This is a genomic window from Nodularia chucula CCY0103 (assembly GCF_963923915.1).
In the GTDB taxonomy this organism is placed as follows: Bacteria; Cyanobacteriota; Cyanobacteriia; order Cyanobacteriales; family Nostocaceae; genus Nodularia; species Nodularia chucula.
In genome coordinates this window covers 16965-34472 of the sequence record NZ_CAWUOL010000055.1, presented here as the reverse complement: position 1 = coordinate 34472, position 17508 = coordinate 16965, and the positions used below count along the sequence as shown (strand labels likewise).

The window sequence follows — 17508 nt, the reverse complement described above, 5'->3', positions numbered from 1 at the left end:
AACAGGGAACAGGGAATAAATTGGTGTGTACTTCATCAGACTGGGAAAGGCTATAAGGTGATCAACTTCTGTCCTCTTGATTTCTCGGTGTTATTGCTTGGAAATCGCTTATTAACAAACCATTGAAAATGTTTAGTTCTCCTGATTTGAGTTTTTCTCGAAACTTGCCTTTAGTTGTATTTAATCAGCTTGGGGAATTGTTACAGCAGATGGCTCAAGTTGTAGGAAATTCTGCACTGGTTCTCACCGAAGCTGTGTTGGCTAGGATTAATATTCCAGTAGAGTGGGTAAATCAAAGATTTACTCTGGTGATTTCGGAGCAGTTTAGCGCTTTGTTGGTAGGAAAGGAGGAAGAGTACCAGGAATTAAATACTAGTTTGACATTTAATGGGGAGGCGATCGCCTTGTTTGTTTCCCAAATCCGAGATTTCTTTGAGGACAACTCTGACACATATCAGCATTTGGCGCAGTATCTGCAAACTGTTAGACCGAATAATGCTGAGATCCAAAGTAAATTTACACTGTTGTTATTAGAGTATTTTTTACCTAGCTGTCCTAGAAAAATTACGGAAAATACAACCACCGAAACTGAGGATTTTTATTCCTGTAAGCCTGTGGAAGAGGCGTTAAATAACAGAGTGCAGCGAGAGCAACTGTTAAATCAAGTCACTACTCAAATTCGCAAGAGCTTAGACTTGCCAGTAATTATGGCTACGGCGATTACTCTGGTGCGGGAATTTCTAGAACTAGATAGATTAGTTATTTATAAGTTTGGGGGTGATCATGTCCACGGCTCAGGGGATTGTATTGTCCATGAAGCTAGGGCTACAAATGCCATTTCCTCTGTGTTGTATTATCAGGAAACAGATTGCTTTGAGAGCGATTCTCCCTGTTGCGAAAAATATCGCCAAGGGTTTACATTAGTTGTTGATGATGTAGAACAAACTTATGCTCTGGAAGAATGCTTGTTGAATTTTTTAAGAAAAAGCCAAGTTAGAGCCAAGTTAGTTGCACCAATTATTTTGGAAAAGAAGCTGTGGGGGCTATTGATTGCTCATCAATGTTATACTCCCCGACAATGGACTGAGAATGAGAAAAGTTTATTAACTGCGATCGCCGAACAATTAGCGATCGCCATTCATCAAGCCCAGTTAATGCAATCTCTGCAAGCCGCCACCCTCACTCTCACCGCAGAAAAACAAACCCTAGAACAACGCGTCATTGAGCGCACAATGGCTTTGCGAGAAGCTTTATTAGCCGCCGAAGCCGCTAGTCGCCTCAGAAATGAATTTTTAGCTACCATCAGCCATGAATTGCTTACCCCTTTAACCTACGTAATCGGGATGTCTTCCACCTTATTACGTTGGCCTTTGGGAGAATTGAGTCAACGTCAACGAGATTACCTGCAAACCATCCACGACAGTGGCGAACATTTATTAGAATTAATTAACGACATCCTCGATATCTCACAAATTGAAGCCGGGAAAACCGTATTAAATATTACAGAGTTTTCTTTAACAGAAATAGCTAAAAATTGCATCCAGTCACTGTTAAAAAAAGCCACCAGCAAACAAGTTAATCTGCAACTAGATTTGCAAATCCATCCTCAACGCGATCGCTTTACCGCCGATGCGGGACGAATTGAACAAATTATGGGGAATATGTTAACCAATGCCATAAAATTTACCCCAGAAGGTGGCAATGTCACCTTGCGGATTTGGGTAGAAGATAATACAGCTATCTTTCAAATTGAAGATACAGGAATTGGCATTGCAGAAGAGCAATTACCACTGATGTTTGAAAAATTTCAGCAACTGGATACACCCTATCGCCGCCGCTACGAAGGTACTGGCTTGGGTTTAGCCTTAACTAAACAACTTGTAGAACTCCATCGCGGTCGAATTGAAGTAGAATCTACAGTAGCTATTGGGTCAATTTTTACAGTCTGGATACCAGCGCAAGTTTGAGGGAGTAGGGAGTGGGGAGTGGGGAGTGTGGGGAGTGTGGGAAGTGTGGGAAGTGTGGGAAGTGTGGGGAGAGTGGGGAGTGTGGGGAGTGTGGGGAGTAGGGAGTAGGGAGTGGTGAAAAATTGGAGGATGGGATGACAGAGTTGCAAGGAAAACGCATAGTAGTTGTAGGTGCGGGTTGGGCTGGTTTAGGTGCAACCTACCATTTAGCTAAACAGGGATATGATGTCACCCTTTTAGAAGCCGGTGCATATCCTGGGGGATTAGTTGCAGGTTGGAAAACCACAGGGGGTAAATCTGTAGAAGCTGGGATTCATGGCTTTTGGTATCCTTACAGAAATATTTTCTCCCTCATTAATCAATTAGAAATTAATCCCTTTACCACCTGGACTCGTTCTGCTCAATATTCCCCCGCAGGGTTAGAAGTGGAATCACCCATTTTTCAAGATTTACCACGATTGCCTTCACCTCTGGGTACTTTTATTTACACTCAGTTTCAGCGATTACCACTAATCGACCGTCTCAGCGCCTTACCTTTACTTTATTCTGTGGTAGATTTTGACAACTCCGATGCAGCTTGGCGGCGTTATGACTTTGTAACAGCACGAGAATTATTTAAAGATTTTGGCGTTTCTGCGCGACTTTATAAAGAAGCCTTTGAACCCATGTTATTAGTCGGCTTATTTGCCCCAGGTGAACAATGTTCAGCCGCCGCTACATTGGGAATGCTCTACTTTTTTATTCTCGCCCATCAAGCTGATTTTGATGTGGTTTGGTGTCGGGGAACGGTGGGAGAAAAAATATTTCGTCCTTGGGTGGAAAAAATCGCAAAAGCCGGGGCGAAAGTGTTACCCCACCACCCGGTAACTGATTTAATTGTTGATAGTCAAAATCGCGTCCAGGGTGTGGTTTGTGGTGATCAAGTATTTGATGCCGATGCGGTAATTTTTGCCGTGGGTGTCACCGGGATGAAGAAAATTGTAGCTAATAGCCCCAGTTTACAAAGTCGGGAAGAATTTCGCAATTTGAATAATTTAGGCGCAATTGACGTTGTAGCTACACGGTTATGGTTTGACCGCAAAATTGAGGTTCCCCGTGCTTCTAATGCTTGCTTTGGCTTTGACGAAACCACAGGTTGGACGTTTTTTGATTTGAATGCCCTGCATGATGAATATCAAAACGAGCCAGGAACGGTAATTGAAGCTGATTTTTATCACGCCAATCAGTTTCTTGGTATGAGTGATGTACAAATTATCGCTAAAGTCAAGGAATATTTAACAACTTGTGTGCCAGGATTTGCCCCAGCTAAAGTTGTGGATAGCAGTGTGATTCGTTTACCCAATGCAGTTACGCACTTTGCCCCTGGGAGCTATCGCTATATGTTACCCGCTCAGACCAGCTTTGCAAATGTGTTTATGAGTGGTGATTGGATTGTGAATCGTCATGGTTCTTGGTCTCAGGAAAAGGCTTATGTCACAGGATTAGAAGCGGCAAATTTAGCGGTGTCTTATTTAGGTGAGGGTCAGCCTGCTGAGATTATACCTGTAGAAGAGGACGAAGAGCATATTAAAATGGTGCGATCGCTCAACCAAACTATCCGCGACTTGGGTAAATCTATATTGCCGGAATTTTGGCTGCCTTAATCATGGCTGACTGCTGTTGAATGGGAATTTTAATCACAAACTCTGTCCCTGTATTGGGTGTAGATTGGCAATAAATATTGCCACCATGTTGCTCTACAATAATTTGCTGACTAATAGACAAACCTAATCCCGTTCCTTTTCCCGGTGGTTTGGTGGTAAAAAAGCTCTTAAATAACTTTTCTTGCACAGCTTCACTCATTCCTGGGCCATTATCAGCAATGTGAATCGCCACCCAATCATCACCCACTTTCTGAGTAGTAATTTCAATGCGACTGGGTTTGGCGGCTATTTCCTCCCAGGAACGCTCTTGATTAGATTCCTCTAAGGCATCGATAGCATTTACCAAAATATTCATAAAAACTTGATTAACTTTACCTGCATAGCATTCCACTAGCGGTAATTCACCGTAATTTTTTATCACTTCAATACCAGGATGCCGTGGTTTAGGTTTTAAACGGTAATTCAAAATAGTCAGTGTACTATCAATTCCTTCATGGATATTCACACCTTTCATATTCAGTTCATCCATACGGGAAAAGACACGCATAGATTTGATAATTTCATGAATCCGCTTTGCACCCATATTCATTGACTCAAATAACTTTAATAAATCATCCTTGAGAAAATGTAGGTCAGCTTCTTCTAAATGTGCTTTTATTTGCTCACTAGGATTGGGATATTCTTCTTGATAAAGATGTAAAATCTCTAGCAATTCTTGTGTATATTCATTGGCATGAAGCAAGTTACCATAAATAAAATTCACCGGGTTATTAATTTCATGAGTAATACCCGCTACCATTTGCCCTATACTAGATAGTTTCTCACTTTGAATTAGCTTTAATTGGATTTTTTGCAGTTGTTTATTGGCATTATTTACCTCTATTAGTTTTTCTTCTAAAAGATGATTTTTATCCTCTAGTTTTCGAGATAAATCAGATAGCTGTAAATGTAATTTTACCCGTGATAAAACTTCAGCTTGTTGAAAAGGCTTAGTGATATAGTCTACAGCGCCTGCTTCAAATCCAGCGACTTTATTCGCAGTATCAGAAAGTGCAGTCATAAAAATAACTGGAACTTCCCTAGTGTCTGGATTAGCTTTTAAGCGCCGACAGGTTTCAAAGCCATCCATTTCTGGCATCATCACATCCAATAAAATTAAATGGGGTAGGGCATATTTCACCCGTTCTAAAGCCACTTTACCCGATTTTGCTACCCACACTTCCCAGCCTGCTTCATCGAGAGCGTCAGATAAAACACTCAAGTTAGCAGGATGATCATCAACAATGAGAATTGTCGGAATTGGGTTACAGACAGGATTCATAATGTTTACTGGTAGGATTGAATAAGTGCCAAAATTTCTTGGTCTTGAAACTCTTGAGCCATTTCTTGAAGTTTGCGGGCAAAAGGAAGATATTTATCATCCATTTTGGCAATTAATGCTGCCTGTTTATTAATACCGCGAAAATTCCCTTTCATGGCTAGTTCATAAATGATATTGATTTCTCCTTGAGGTGGTAAAACTAATTCGATGTTGGGACTTGTGATTTGGGATTGTTTTACTATCTCCTTTTGTTCATAAATCCATTCTAAGTTGAGATGTTGTTGTAGTTTGTTCAGGAGTTCTATTGCTTGTAAAGGTTTAGGGATAAAATCATCACCTCCTAGTTCTAGGCTGCGCTGTCTCTCGGTTTCAAAGACGCTGGCGGAGGAAACAATGACGATAATATCTTTAAATGATTCGGAATTACGAATACGTTTGATTAGCTTAAAGCCATCTAGTTCTGGCATTAATAAATCAGTGATAATTAAGTCTGGTTGAAATTCCCAAATTTTTAACCAACCTTCGTCACCATCGACGGCTTCAACGACTTGAAAACCAATTGGTGTGAGTAAATGCACTATAACTGAGCGATTTTCCCATTTATCGTCTACTACAAGAATTTTGGGGCGGTAATTTTGGATGCCGATAATTTGACCATAATCATCAATATGAGATGTTTTTATCCATTCATCAGCTGTGGGTAGTTCTACATCAAAATAGAAAATACTCCCAACTTTTGATTCACTTTCAACATAAATTTTACTCCCCATAAATTCGACAATCTTTTGGCTGATGGCTAATCCTAAACCAGTTCCCTCTATCTGTCGCCGACTGTCTCCGGCTTGTTCAAAGGGTTGAAAAATTATTTCTAGTTTTTCTGGGACAATGCCAATACCTGTATCACGAATTGCAAAGCGAATTTTGCCTGCTGAGGCATAGTTAACTGTAAAGGTAACGCTACCGACATCGGTAAATTTGATGGCATTACTTAAGAGGTTAATTAAGACTTGGCGCAGGCGTTTTTCATCAGCACGAATGCCAATGGGTAATTCTGGTGCTAATTGATAATAAAATTCAATGTTTTTAATTTCGGCTCGGATGCGGCACATTTCGGCGACACTTTGCAGAAATGCTGGGAAATGAAAATCTGAAGGCATCAACTGTACTTTTTGTGCTTCGATTTTCGATAAATCTAAGATGTCGTTAATTAGGGTGAGTAAGTGGGAACCACACTGGTAAATTATATCAATCCGCGATCGCTGTTGGGAATCTAAGTTGGGCGATCGCTGTAAAATTTGGGCGTAGCCGAGAATACCATTCAGGGGAGTCCGCAATTCGTGGCTCATGTTGGCGAGAAATTCACTTTTGGCATGACTTGCGGTTTCTGCCGCTTCTTTGGCTTGATTCAGGGCGATTTCTGCCTGTTTACGAGCTTCAATATCTGTAGAAATACCTACCCATTCTCGAACCGTACCATCGGAGTTCAGAATAGGAACAGCTCTACTGTGAAAATAGCGATATTTGCCATCTCCAGACTGCAACCGACATTCACTTTCATACAAACTTTTGGTTCTTACCGCTTCCATCCAAATTTGATTTGTTTGTTCCCGGTCTTCTGGATGAATTGCATCCAACCACAGGAAACCAATCATTGATGTTTCCGGTAGTCCAGAGTAATTTTGCCAGTCGGTGATACTTGTTACTCGTCCCTCAGTATCAGTTGTCCAGATAATTTGGGAAATGGCTTTGATGAGCGAACGAAATTTTGCTTCACTTTGTTGCAGTGCTGCTTCTGCTTGTTTGCGGTCTGTAATATCTGTATGAACTCCAATCCACTCGCGGATACTACCATCGCCGTTGAGAATGGGGACACCCCGGATACTCATGTAACGATACTGGCCATCATGACGACGCAAACGATGTCCACATTCATAAAATACCCGGTTGGTGATGGCATTTGACCAAGTCTCTAAGGTGTGAGCTTGATCTTCTGGATGCACTGCATTCAGCCAGCCCCACTTTTGGAATTGTTGATAGGATTGACCTGTAAATGCACTCCATTGGGGTTGTTCCGGGAATAATTCCCCTTCTGCATTGGTATCCCAGATAATTTGAGTGGTTGCGTCAATTAAGGAAAGGTATTTTTCCTGACTCCGTTGCAGGGCTATTTCAACTTGTTTCCGGTCTGTAATATCTCGGACTATGCCAATTAAACCAGTAACATTACCTTGAGAATCTAACCAAGGAACTTTTGTAGTGATGCAGTGGGAAATCAGATCATTGTATAAAACATCTTCTTCGTAAGTTTCACTCATCCCTCTGGAGATGATTTGCTGGTCTTTGGCGACTATTTCACTTGCTACTTCCGGCAATAGTTCATAATCGTTTTTACCAATGATCTCTTCAACGGATTTGCCAAGAAATTCTGCTCCGTTAGAGTTAATGGTGACATAACGCCCTTGTATATCCTTGGCAAAAATAACATCTGGTGTACCTTGCAAAATAGACTGCAATAATGTGTTGCGTTTTTCCAGTTCTGCTACTGCTTGTTTGCGTTCGTGAATATCTGTACAAGTACCGACCCATTCTCGGACTGTACCGTCTGCTTCTAAAACTGGGACACCCCGCGCTAGTACATGGCGATATTCCCCATCATGTCTTCTCAGACGATATTCCATTTGATAGCTATCACCTGTTTGGAATGCTTCTGTCCAGGCTGCAATGGTGTATTCTCTATCCTCTGGATGAATAGCAGCCAGCGCTCCTTCACCTCGACATTCTTCAGCTGTTTGTCCGGTAAATTCCATCCACACAGGATTTTCCTCTACGGGAAAACCATCAGCCGGAAGTATCCAAACTATTTGAGCAGAGGCTGTGATTAAAGATTTATAACGTTCTTCGCTGTGACGTAGTGCGATTTCTGTTTGTTTACGGTGAGTGACATTTTCACTATACATAATAATACCACTGATTTCACCAGTGATTTTATACCACGGACGGATTAACCACCTGAGCCATTTTGTAGTTCCGTCTGATTTAAAATAAGGGTCTTCTTCCCGTTCTAGAACTGCTCCTGCTAAACATTCTTGGTGGATCTGCCGCCATTCTAGGGGAATATTGGGAAAGACTTCGTAGTGAGAGCGTCCAATAATGTCGTTACTCAGGTGATGTTCTTCTAGGAATCTCTGACTTACACGCAGATAGCGCATTTCTAAATCAAAAATGGCGATCGCTACAGGGACATATTCAATTGCTTGTTCCACAGCTACTATACTTTGATTGTACCCAGTCATATTAATTTTGGCTCCTGTAGCACGGAATACTTCTGCATTTTTGTTAACGATATTCTGGGTGTGGAATTTTGCTGGCAAAAATGGCATGAATTGGCGATCGCCCTGAGTAGTAGAAATTTTTGGTTGCTCAATCTTTGGCTCATCAATAAATCATCAATTTCATAGGCTATCTCTCGGTTTCTAGTTATAGTTCCTCTGTTTCTGTTGAAACTAAAGAAGCCTGATTTTAAATCCGGGTAAATACTGAAATATTCTTGACAGTTAAATTTATCTTGAATAAATTAAAGTAAATAAAAACACTAATTTTGCTGAAGGCCATACTGTACATACTAGCAATTTTTTATTGCTTGAACATTAACAGTGGATCACAATCACAATTTCTCTTTAAAAGTAACACACTTAGCTAAATATAAACTTGATATGAGTCCCTATCAATTGTGACGACGGACACATGATAATGTTGATCAGAAATGGTTAAGATGCACCCAAATAAATAATTCATACTAATATTGATCACCCAGATTGTCGCCAATCTACGGGAGTTTCCAAATAATCAGGGAGGCGGGTTGTGCGATCGCCCAACGCTAGGCTAATTTGGTGTAATTCAATATTTTTAGCCCCAGTCAAAATTGCCCCTTCCAGTTTGACATCACAGAGGTTAGCACCCAATAGATTACTACCCATCAGGTTAGTCCCAGAAAGGTTAGCTTGAAAGAAGTTAGCCTCATGCAAATCTGACCCCATCAAATTAGCTTTTTCTAAATCAGCTTCGGCAAAACTAGCGTCGGTGAGGTCTGCAAAAATGATTTCTGTGTGTTGCAATTTCGCCGCATTCAGGTTCGCCCCATTCAAATTTGCACCATTCAAATTAGCCCCATTCAAATTAGCTCCAATCAAACCAGCGAATTGCAGATTAGCTTTACCCAACTTAGCCCATTGCAAGTTAGCCAGAAACAACTTCGCTCCACCCAGTTGAGCCACTTTTAACACCGCCTGTTGCAGATTAGCTTTATAAAGATTAGCTCCAGACAGGTTAGCTGCACGCAGACTTGCACCCAAAAGGTTCGCTGCGCGTAAATTTGCCCCCACCAGGTTAGCTTGATTCATGTTTGTCCAACATAAATTGGCTCGATTCAGATTAGCTTGACTCAGGTTCGCTTCATAAAGAATAGAGCCAGTAAGTTTAGCCCCATCCAAATTAGCGTCACAAAGCAAAGCACTCCGCAAGTTAGCACCACAAAGGTTAGAGCCACGTAAATCCGCTCGTTCCAGATTAGCTTCCAGTAAATCGGCTCGCCGGATATCGGTATTCCGTAAATCCAGTTTTTGATTTTCCTGTTCTAACAGAGAATTTCGCCTACCGATGACAGTCAGAGCGGCTTGAATATCCCGACGCAGTTGAGGTAATACTTCCCCAGTGTTCATTTCCTCCGGGTGTACGCGACGGGCTTTACCTTTATTGTGTAGGTATATGGGCTGTAAATTTTCCAGCCTTTGTTGCTCCTCCTCAGTGGTAATGGCGGCATTTTCCCGGACAAAAGCGGCCAGGATTTCCATAATTGTCCAGTGTTCTTTGGGCGACTCCTGGGCAACTCGTTCTAGAATGTAAATTGCACCGGTGCGGGTTTCGATTGTTTCATGACCTAGTTGGTTAATGGCTCCCATAAACCGTTCGACAATCAGCTGATCTTCACCGATTTGGGAATTTTGAATGTTGATTTCGTTGCTTTTTTCCGATGCGATCGCATTTTTAGCCATCACATCTACACGCTTGGCTGCATAATAAGCATTAATCAACACCGCCAAACCGAGAAAAACAATAGCACTGGTAATTAATACATGAATCCGATAGTGTATCCTTTGGTCAACTGTTAATTCCTCAATGTACGACGATACAAAAACAATCAGAGTTAGTGACAGCAAAAATATAACTGTGATAGCTATCAACCAACGCCAGAATTTGTCTGTTTTATAAGCAGACATAATAGTAATATTCCTCACCAGACACAGAATTATTACTTAGGGTTTAAGAAAAATTAGTATATCATTTAGCAGAAAATTTGAATATGCCCCACAATCTGGAATTTTTGAACATATACCAGCAGAATTAATTAATCTCATATTTATCAAGAGCATGGCATTAAATATGACCGGCGACTGTGGGAAGAGGAAAGGTTGTTACGCCGGAGTAATTTCTAACTCCCCCCCGCTCCCTGCTCCCTGCTCCCTTGCTTCTTATATATCCCATTTGGCTTCTCGGAGATTTGCCCCTTGTAGCATGACATCATTGAGAGTAGCGCCCTGGAGATTCGCCAGATATAGGTTAGCACGCTGCAAATTCGCCCCCGTCAGATTCGCCCCTGTCAGATTCGCCGCACTGAGAATAGCGCCAGAAAGATTCGCCCCCGCTAAATTCGCCCCCGCTAGGTTCGCCGTAGTCAGAATAGCGCCAGAAAGATTCGCCCCCGTCAGATTCGCCCCCGCCAGATTAACGTGATAGAGATTGGAGGATTTTAAATTAGCCTCAGAGAGATTCGCCCCCCTCATATCCCCGTAACTCAAATCTAATTGTTCTTCCTCCCCATCATGATTGATATTCCTTCTCCCAATTACTGTCAGCGCAAATTGAATATCTGTAGGAATTTTAGGTAATGAATTAAGATCAATACTGTGCTTTTGTACAAAATAACTAAGAATCCTGATAATTTGCCCATGATATTGTGGGTATTTCTGAGAAAATTTCTCTAAATCATCAATTCCTGCTAGTCTGTTTTCGATATTCTGATCATTGAGATATTTGGCAATTGTGAATAACTCCTCTTCTCGCCTATTAAATATCAGGTTAAGTGATTTTGCTGGACTGCCAACTATCTCTTGAATGATATTTGTTAAGGATATATTTTTATCAATTAATTGCCGTTTTAATCGACCGAATACATGAATAGTATTAATAATTGCCATCAATATACAGATAAAAAGATTTCAACTAATACTTATTGTGATGATGTCGGCGAGAATAATCATTAGTAAATTTAATGATTTTCTGAGTAAAAATAATAGAAAATATCACAATCAATCGAGCTAATTAAAATGGCTAAAATTATATACATTGATTTTATCAGGTTAAAACTATGGGAGGAAGTCAAAGTTTAAAAAATAATTATGCTAATTCCTATTTAACTGAAGTATACGCAGGAATAATTAAACGCGGATGAACGCAGATGAACGCAAATAATTTTTTAATTTACTTGCGTAGGTGGAGAGTAGGGATTGGTTTGTAAATTAAAGTTTAGTTCTATATGTAGGCTTTTTTTATGCTGTGTTGAGATTTTTGATCAAGGATAAAGTTAAATAAGTGGCGGTAAAATTAAGTATCGTTATTTAGTGAAAAAACAAAGTTACATCAGAATATAAATGGAGAAATATCAGAGAATTATCAAGGATTTAGTGTTAATTGGTGGAGGACATAGCCATGCTGTTGTGTTGAAAAAGTTTGCTAGGTATCCTTTGCCAGAAGTTCGTTTGACTTTGATTAGCCCAGAGTTAGATACTCCCTATTCTGGGATGTTACCAGGACACATTGCGGGGTTTTATAAACATGAAGAATGTCACATTAATTTACTCAAATTGGCTAACTTTGCTAAAGCAAATTTCTATATTGATAGCGCAGTGGGACTGGATTTAAAAAATCAGCAAGTGATTTGTGCTAACCACCCAGCTATTAAATTTGATGTGCTTTCTCTTGATATTGGCAGCACTCCTACTACTATATCTGTATCAGGAGCCACGGAATATGCAATTACGGCTAAACCAGTGCCAAAATTATTGCAACATTGGGATATGCTAGTAGAAAAAGTCGCCAAAAATCCCGAAAAACCCATTAGTTTAGCAATTGTGGGTGGTGGTGCTGGGGGTGTGGAGTTAGCGCTGTCGATGCAAACTCATTTACAGCGTATTTTGCAACAAAATCAGCAACCAATCCAAAATTTACAAGTCCATTTATTCCAGCGTCAGCAGCAACTGTTGCCTAATTACCATAAATCAGTACAGAATCAATTTCAGCAGATTTTAATCAATCGTGGTATCAATTTGTATTTAGGGGAAAGTGTCTGCGAACTTATACCACAGGAAACTAAAGCTAGATTTGCGGTGAAGTCTGAATCTGGGTTATTGGTAGAGTGCGATAAAATATTTTGGGTAACTCAAGCATCAGCAGCTGAATGGTTAAAAAACACGGGACTGGCGACTGATGAGGCGGGATTTATTTTGGTAAACGATACATTACAATCTCAAAATTACCCAGAGGTATTTGCTGCGGGTGATATTGCGACAATGGTAAATTATCCCCGTCCGAAAGCAGGGGTGTTTGCTGTGCGTCAAGGTCAGCCATTGTTTGAGAATTTACAAAGGTTTTTATTAGGTCAGCCCCTCAAACCCTATAAACCACAGCGACAATATCTTAGTTTAATTGGTACTGGTGACAAACGGGCGATCGCATCTAAAGGAATTTTTACTTCATCACCTCATGGTTTGTTCTGGTGGTGGAAAGATTTGATTGACCGCCGCTTTATGCAGCAATTTAGGTTTGATAATCAAGAGGAGTAAATTTACTATTCAAACCTCTAATTTTGGTATATTTAGGACTTACGCAAGAACTCTCTGAAACCCTCTTTTCTCCGTGTCCTTCGTTCCTTCTCCCAAGGGGAGACGCTAACGCGTTAGTGGAGCTTTCGCTTTAGCGATACGTGGTTCATTCTTCCGTAACTCGTGCGTAAGTCCTGATATTATTAAGATTATTTGTGGTTTAACTAAATGGGTTTGCAACTCGAAAGCATCATCCCTTGGGGACGCTCAAAACTGGAATATATCCAGATGTTTGATTTAACTGCGGAAGAATTAAAATTAAATATCCTCGATTGTGGTGGTGGTCCTGCTAGTTTCAATGCAGAAATGACACTTGAAGGTTACAAAGTTATCTCATCTGACCCAGTTTATCAATTCACCACCGATGAAATTGCTCAACGCATTCAAGAAACTTATGAAATAATTATCCAAGGTGTGAAAGCCAATCAAGAATGCTATGTTTGGCAGAATATTCAATCACCGGAAATTATGGGTGAAATTCGCATGAAAGCAATGGCGAAATTTTTAGAAGATTTCCCTAACGGCATTAATCAAGGGCGTTATCTCAAAGATGAATTACCTGTTTTACCTTTTACCACAAATCAATTTGATTTAGCTTTGTGTTCCCATTTATTATTTACCTATTCTCAGCAACTTTCACTAGAGTTTCACATAGCATCGATTGGGGAAATGTGCCGAGTTGCTAAGGAAGTACGCATTTTTCCCCTGTTAAATTTATCTGGTGAATTATCTCCCTGGCTGCAACCAGTCATTAATGAATTAAAACAACGGGGATATGTGGCAGAAATCAAACAAGTTGCTTATGAGTTTCAGAAGCATGGCAACCAAATGTTATGTGTAAAATTAGATAGCTAAACACTAGGATTGTTTACAGGCGAGATTTGGCTTGATCAACACTATTAGACTATTAGGACTTACGCACACTCCACCAATTCTTGGCGTACTTGGCTACTTGGCGGTTCATTAAATTAAGCCTTTTGGTAATTTCTGCGTAAGTCCTAACTATATTAAATATATTAAATTAGCTACCACAGGCGTGGTAATATTTGTTGTACTTAGCCTGCGGGAAATACACTAAATTATCCCATGAATCAAATAGTTTGGATCGCCAGACACGCTAACCGCCTCGATTTTGTATACCCTGATTGGTTTCTCACCGCCGAAAAACGTTATGATCCGCCGTTGTCTGATGATGGTGTAGTGCAAACCCAGCAGTTAGCGAAACGCTTGCAAGCAGAAAAGATTAGTCATATTTTCACTTCTCCATTTCTGCGAACTGTCCAAACTGCTAACGCTGTTGCAGAAGTTTTAGATTTACCCATTAAACTAGAGACAGGTTTGAGTGAGTGGCTAAATTCAGACTGGATGACAGAAGCACCAGAAACACTGTCAATTTCAGAGTTAGCTGCATTATTCCCTAGAATTGATCCTAGCTACACACCGCGTTTTGCTGCTGAATATCCCGAAACTGAGGTACAGGTTCAGCAACGTTCTGGGGAAACTGCGAGATATTTGGCTACTGAATGCTATCCCCAGAGTATTTTGCTGGTAGGACATAGTACATCGGTTATGGGGGCTGCAATGGGGCTAGTGGGAGAAATTGCTAAAACAGAAGTTAAGGCTGCTTTATGTTCTTTGGTGAAAGTTGTCCGCCAAGAACAGCAATGGTTGCTAGAACTTAAAGGGGATATTTCCCATTTGACAGGTATGGATATTTTGCCTAATCCTGGCTCTATAATGGTTTGACTCTACAGAAACACTAATTCATTGATTAAATTTTATGACTTTATTATTAGCAGGAGACATCGGCGGGACGAAAACTATTTTGCGGTTGGTGGAAGCATCAGACTCCCTAGAGTTACAGACTCTTTATGAGGAGACTTACCAGAGTGGGGATTTCCCGGATTTAGTGCCGTTAGTACAGCAGTTTCTGAGTCAGGCTAATACCCCTACACCACAAAAGGCTTGTTTTGCGATCGCCGGGCCTGTGGTAGATAATACAGCCAAGCTGACTAATTTAACCTGGTTTCTCGATACTGACCGTTTAAAACAAGAATTAGGCATTGATTCCATGTGTCTAATTAATGATTTTGCGGCTGTGGGTTACGGTATTTTCGGCTTAACTAAACAAGATTTGCTGACTTTGCAAGTTGGTAAACAGAAACTAGAAGCACCCATTGCGATTATTGGGGCTGGAACTGGTTTAGGACAAGGATTTTTAATTAAACAGGGTAACTACTATCAAGTTTTTCCCTCAGAGGGTGGACACGCTGATTTTGCTCCCCGCAACGAGTTAGAATTTCAGCTATTGAAATACCTGCTAGATAAACATGATATCCAGCGTGTGTCTGTGGAACGGGTAGTTTCGGGACAGGGTGTTGTCGCCATTTATCAATTTTTGCGCGATCGCAAAATATCCAGTGAATCACCAGAAATTGCCGAAATTGTTAGAACCTGGGAACAAGAAGCCGGAAAGCAGGAAAAAAGCGTTGATCCTGGTGCTGCTATTGGTACAGCTGCAATTCAAGGAAGCGATCGCCTCTCCGTCCAAACCTTAAAATTATTTGTCGATATTTACGGCGCAGAAGCCGGGAATCTCGCCCTGAAACTCTTACCCTCTGGCGGTTTATATATTGCAGGTGGGATTGCACCCAAAATTGAACCCCTGCTACAAAACGGTAGTTTTCTGCTTAACTTTAGCCAAAAAGGTAGAATGCGCCCCCTGCTGGAAGATATACCAGTATATATAATTCTCAATCAACAAGTGGGGCTAATTGGTGCAGCTTTACGCGCAGCTAGGTTATAACAAATAGCATCAGTAATAACTGCATCTCTAATGGCTAAAATTATGACTTTTAAATATTTATTCCCACTCCTCTCCGCCACCCTCATTTCTAGCGCTTCTCCCTTAGTAGCAGCCGATACAGCCGCAACTCCTTCAGTAGTACAACCAAAATGGGATGTATTCACTGCCCCAGACGCACGTTTTACCGTCTTAATGCCAGGACAGCCAGAGAGAGAGACCCAAATCCAAAAGACCTACATGGGGGAGATTAACTTAGAAATGTTTGTGGTTGAACCCCCAAACCAGCAAGTAGCATATTTAGTGGTTTACAATGATTTCCCTTACAATTATGGTGCAGTTACAGACCCCGAAATTATACTGAATAATGCCAGGGATATGGCTTTAAAAACTACTAGAAGTAATTTGATTAGGCAGGGTCCAGTTCGGACTTATAGTGGTATTCCCGGTAAAGAAATTGAGTACGTTAATGCTGGCGGTAGAATCACCAGAAAGAGAATGTATGTTCTCGATGGTCGTTTGTATCAAGTTATGGTGATGACCAATAGACAACAGCAACGCACCTTAGCTAGAACCATTACCGGCTATTTAAATTCCTTCAATTTAGTTGTCAGATAATTAGCTTTCCCCCATTCCCCACTCCCCATACCAAGCATGAAACGCAGAAATATTATTAACACAGGTGCGATCGCCACTGCAACAGCCATCACATTAGGTTCCTGTGCGCGTACCCAAACCGCCGCCAATGTGCAAACTGGACTACCAAATGTGCGGTGGCGCATGGCTACCAGCTGGCCGAAATCTCTAGGGATTTATAGCGGTGCAGACATACTTTCCCAGCGAGTCAGAGAAATGACCAACGGACGCTTCACCATTACACCCTTTGCAGCCGGCGAAGTAGTTCCAGGGTTACAAGTCATGGATGCTGTGCAGGCCGGAACAGTGCAATGTGGACACACAGCCGGGTATTATTACATCGGTAAAAACCTAGCCTTAGCCTTCGCCACCTCCGTACCCTTCGGCCTAAACGCCCAACAGCAGAACGCTTGGTTGTATCATGGTGGCGGACTAGAAACCATGCAAAAAATTTATAGCGACTTCAATATAATTAACTTTCCGGCTGGTAACACAGGCGCACAGATGGGAGGATGGTTTAAAAGAGAAATTAACACCGTTGCCGACCTCCAGGGTTTAAAAATGCGGATTCCTGGATTAGGGGGACAAGTCATATCGCGCATGGGTGTGAACGTGCAAGTATTACCAGGGGGCGAAATTTTCCTAGCATTAGATAGAGGCGCAATCGATGCAGCCGAATGGGTAGGCCCTTACGACGATGAGAAACTAGGGTTACACAAAGCCGCCCAATATTACTATTATCCCGGTTGGTGGGAACCAGGGCCAACATTAGAAGTATTGGTTAACCGTAGTGCTTGGGATAAATTACCCCCAGAATACCAAGCCATATTCAAAACAGCCGCCCATGAAGCCAACATGAATATGCTCAGTGAATATGATGCCTTGAATGGTCAAGCCTTAGCAAGATTAACCGCCGGCGGCACTAAATTAGTTTCCTTCAGCCCAGAAATCATGCAAGCATCTCAAAAAGCCTCCTTTGACTTCTTAGAAGAAAATGCTAGTAAAGACGCAACTTTCAAAGAAGTTTACCAACAGTGGACAGGCTTCCGGAAACAAGTTTTTGACTGGAACCGTGTCAACGAATTAAGTTACGCCAATTTCGCCATCTCCAATAGTTAGGGTGTGGGGAGTGTGGGAAGTGTGGGGAGTGTGGGAAGTGTGGGGGAAAAGATTTTAGTTGCCAATCCCCAATCCCCAATAC

12 protein-coding genes are annotated in these 17508 nt (G+C 41.3%); 8 read left to right on the top strand and 4 right to left on the bottom strand.

The features are described 5' to 3' along the window. Nucleotides 1-128 precede the first annotated feature (128 nt). A complete protein-coding gene (locus ACM0OP_RS15310; RefSeq protein ID WP_414529281.1) occupies nt 129-1967 on the top strand; it encodes a GAF domain-containing sensor histidine kinase in 1839 nt (612 codons plus the stop codon). Between the two features lie 134 nt (nt 1968-2101). Further along, the gene (locus tag ACM0OP_RS15305) at nt 2102-3610 is read left to right on the top strand and encodes a hydroxysqualene dehydroxylase (protein WP_414529280.1); all 1509 of its coding nucleotides are present in this window, start codon (nt 2102-2104) and stop codon (nt 3608-3610) included. Here the strand turns inward: ACM0OP_RS15305 and ACM0OP_RS15300 are convergent. The 4 genes from ACM0OP_RS15300 to ACM0OP_RS15285 form a co-directional block, all read right to left on the bottom strand. Further along, nucleotides 3582-4931, bottom strand: a complete 1350-nt coding sequence (locus ACM0OP_RS15300) for a sensor histidine kinase (RefSeq protein WP_414529279.1) — start codon at nt 4929-4931, stop codon at nt 3582-3584. The genes ACM0OP_RS15305 and ACM0OP_RS15300 overlap by 29 nt on opposite strands. Before the next feature lie 5 nt (nt 4932-4936). Next, the gene (locus ACM0OP_RS15295; RefSeq protein WP_414529278.1) at nt 4937-8311 is read right to left on the bottom strand and encodes a PAS domain S-box protein; all 3375 of its coding nucleotides are present in this window, start codon (nt 8309-8311) and stop codon (nt 4937-4939) included. 426 nt (nt 8312-8737) lie between these two features. Beyond that, the gene (locus ACM0OP_RS15290; protein WP_414529277.1) at nt 8738-10207 is read right to left on the bottom strand and encodes a pentapeptide repeat-containing protein; all 1470 of its coding nucleotides are present in this window, start codon (nt 10205-10207) and stop codon (nt 8738-8740) included. Nucleotides 10208-10459: 252 nt separating this feature from the next. Continuing rightward, a complete protein-coding gene (locus tag ACM0OP_RS15285; protein WP_414529282.1) occupies nt 10460-11191 on the bottom strand; it encodes a pentapeptide repeat-containing protein in 732 nt (243 codons plus the stop codon). Between the two features lie 447 nt (nt 11192-11638). Here ACM0OP_RS15285 and ACM0OP_RS15280 point away from each other — a divergent pair, with 447 nt between their 5' ends. The 6 genes from ACM0OP_RS15280 (at nt 11639) to ACM0OP_RS15255 (ending at nt 17426) form a co-directional block, all read left to right on the top strand. Continuing rightward, nucleotides 11639-12829, top strand: coding sequence for an FAD-dependent oxidoreductase (locus tag ACM0OP_RS15280; RefSeq protein ID WP_414529276.1), 1191 nt, complete (start codon nt 11639-11641; stop codon nt 12827-12829). A 207-nt stretch (nt 12830-13036) separates the two neighbouring features. Beyond that, the gene (locus ACM0OP_RS15275; RefSeq protein WP_414529275.1) at nt 13037-13723 is read left to right on the top strand and encodes an SAM-dependent methyltransferase; all 687 of its coding nucleotides are present in this window, start codon (nt 13037-13039) and stop codon (nt 13721-13723) included. 231 nt (nt 13724-13954) lie between these two features. Then, entirely contained in the window at nt 13955-14614 is a 660-nt protein-coding gene (locus ACM0OP_RS15270) for a histidine phosphatase family protein (protein ID WP_414529274.1), read from the top strand. Between the two features lie 34 nt (nt 14615-14648). Beyond that, complete coding sequence (locus ACM0OP_RS15265) at nt 14649-15674, top strand: glucokinase (RefSeq protein WP_414529273.1); 1026 nt, start codon at nt 14649-14651, stop codon at nt 15672-15674. Nucleotides 15675-15716: 42 nt separating this feature from the next. Continuing rightward, on the top strand, nt 15717-16289 hold the full coding sequence (locus tag ACM0OP_RS15260) for a hypothetical protein (protein WP_414529272.1): 573 nt from the start codon (nt 15717-15719) through the stop codon (nt 16287-16289). Nucleotides 16290-16325: 36 nt separating this feature from the next. Then, on the top strand, nt 16326-17426 hold the full coding sequence (locus tag ACM0OP_RS15255; protein WP_414529271.1) for a TRAP transporter substrate-binding protein: 1101 nt from the start codon (nt 16326-16328) through the stop codon (nt 17424-17426). Nucleotides 17427-17508: the final 82 nt, after the last annotated feature.